This window comes from Geodermatophilus sp. SYSU D00779, assembly GCF_054050595.1.
Genome location: NZ_JBJGZQ010000066.1, coordinates 1 through 2,117 on the forward strand (window position 1 = coordinate 1; position 2,117 = coordinate 2,117).

The 2,117-nt window shown below is 74.2% G+C and carries 3 protein-coding genes; all 3 read left to right on the forward strand.

Features of this window, described 5'->3' with window-relative positions:
* Positions 1–449 (forward strand): zinc-binding dehydrogenase (locus ACI79G_RS24885; RefSeq protein ID WP_456883708.1); only part of this gene is annotated, 449 nt, incomplete at its 5' end.
* 211 nt (positions 450–660) lie between these two features.
* Positions 661–1,281: an antibiotic biosynthesis monooxygenase gene (locus ACI79G_RS24890; RefSeq protein WP_456883709.1), complete on the forward strand. Its 621-nt coding sequence runs from the start codon at positions 661–663 to the stop codon at positions 1,279–1,281.
* 102 nt (positions 1,282–1,383) lie between these two features.
* Positions 1,384–2,004 (forward strand): hypothetical protein, encoded by a 621-nt coding sequence (locus ACI79G_RS24895; protein ID WP_456883710.1) that lies wholly within the window; start codon positions 1,384–1,386, stop codon positions 2,002–2,004.
* Positions 2,005–2,117: the final 113 nt, after the last annotated feature.

A 2,117-nucleotide genomic window follows, 5' to 3' on the forward strand; every position in this document is an offset into this window, starting at 1 on the left:
GGAAGCTGGCGTGGGCCCGCCAGTTCGGCGCCACGCACACCGTCAACTCCCGGCAGACCGACGCGGTGGCGGCGGTCAGGGCCGCCACCGGCGGGTTCGGGGTGGACGTGGCGATCGACGCGGTGGGCCACCCGGCGGTGTTCGAGCAGGCCTTCTACGCCCGGGACCTGGCCGGGCGGGTGGTGCTGGTCGGCGTGCCGGCGCCGGAGATGACCATCACGCTGCCGCTGCTCGAGGTCTTCGGCCGGGGCGGGGCGGTCAAGTCGTCCTGGTACGGCGACTGCCTGCCCTCCCGGGACTTCCCGATGCTGGCCGATCTGTACCGGCAGGGCCGCTTCCCGCTGGACGACTTCGTCACCGAGACCATCGGGCTGGGTGACGTGGAGAAGGCCTTCGAGAAGATGCGCTCCGGCGACGTGCTGCGCTCCGTGGTGGTGTTCGAGGAGTGACCGCGCGGCTCGACGTCTGACCGGCCGGCGTCGTGCGAGGTGCGGTCGACGCCCCGCACGACGCCGGCCCGTCGCCGGCGCGGGACGCCGTTCCCGCGGGGCGCACCAGGTCGTTGCCACCTGCTGCCGCCGCGAGGACCCTGGGCGCCGCGGCGATGCCGCAGGAGCACCGCCGTCCTGGAACTGCTGCGTCCTGGAGAGGAACGGTGCCGTGTACGCACGCTCGACCACCATCCGTGGCAACCCGCAGTCGCTGGACGCGGGGATCGACTTCGTCCGCGACGAGTTGATGCCCGCCGTCCGCGGCATGGACGGCTGCGTCGGGCTGTCCCTGCTCGCCGACCGGGACTCCGGGATGTGCATCGTCACGACGTCCTGGCGCGACCGGGAGGCGATGCAGGCCAGCGCCGAGGGGGTGCGGCCGATGCGGGACCGGGCGGTGGAGGTCTTCGGCGGCGGGTACGAGGTGCAGGAGTGGGAGGTGTCGGCCATGCACCGCCGGCACGAGGCCCACCACGGCGCCTGCGCCCGGGTGACGTGGATCCGCGGAGAGCCCGACGCCATGGAGCGCGTCATCGACGCCTTCCGGATGAGCCTCATGCCCCGGCTGGACGACCTCGCCGGGTTCTGCAGCGTCAGCCTCATGACCCACCCGGCCGAGGGCATGGGCGTCTCGGCGGTCACCTACGACAGCCGGGAGGACATGGTCGAGAACCGCGAGAGCGCCCGCGCGCTGCGCGACGACTTCGCGACGAGGATGGGCCTGGCCGTCACCGACGTCCGGGAGTTCGACCTGGTCCTCGCCCACCTGCGGGTACCCGAGACCGCGTGAAGAAGGACCTCCCTGCCCCCACCGCTCGCAGGCTCGCGGCGGGACCCTGCAGGGAGGCCATCCGCAACCCCCCGGCCGGGCCGCCGGGAGAGGAGAGAGCACGTGTACGCACGCACCACCATCGTCCACGGCGACCCGACGGCCATCGACGAGGGCGTCGCCTTCCTGCGGGACCGGGTCATGCCCGCCGTCGAGGGACTGCCCGGCTACGTGGGCCTGTCGATGCTGGCCGACCGCGCCTCCGGGCGCTGCATCGCCACCACGTCCTGGAAGGACGAGGCCGCCATGGCCGACACCGGCGAGCAGCTGCGGCCGCTGCGGGCCCGCTTCGCCGAGGTCCTCGGCGGCTCGGTGGAGCTGCACACGTGGGAGATCGCCGTGGTGCACCGGGTGCGCGAGGCGCCCGACGGAGCGTGCACCCGGGTCACCTGGACCCGGACCGACCCCAGCCGGATGGCGCCGGCCCTCGACGCCTACCGGACGCGCCTGCTGCCGCGGCTCGAGGAGCTCGACGGCTTCTGCAGCGCCAGCCTGCTCGTCGACCCCCGGGAGGGCCGGGCCGCAGGCTCGGTCACCTACGCCGACCGCCTGGCGCTGGAGCGCTCCCGGACCGATGCCACGGCCGTCCGCGAGGAGTTCACCGCCACCGTGGACAGCGAGATCACCGAGGTGGCCGAGTTCGAGCTCGTCCTCGCCCACCTGCGGGTCCCCGAGACCGGGTGAGCACGGCGGGGCCGGCCGGTCGACCGGCCGGCCGCGCGACGGGGTGGGCGGTCCGGGTCCCCGCCCGCCTGGTCTCCCTGCGACCTCTGCCGCTGCCCACAGGAGTGGGCAGC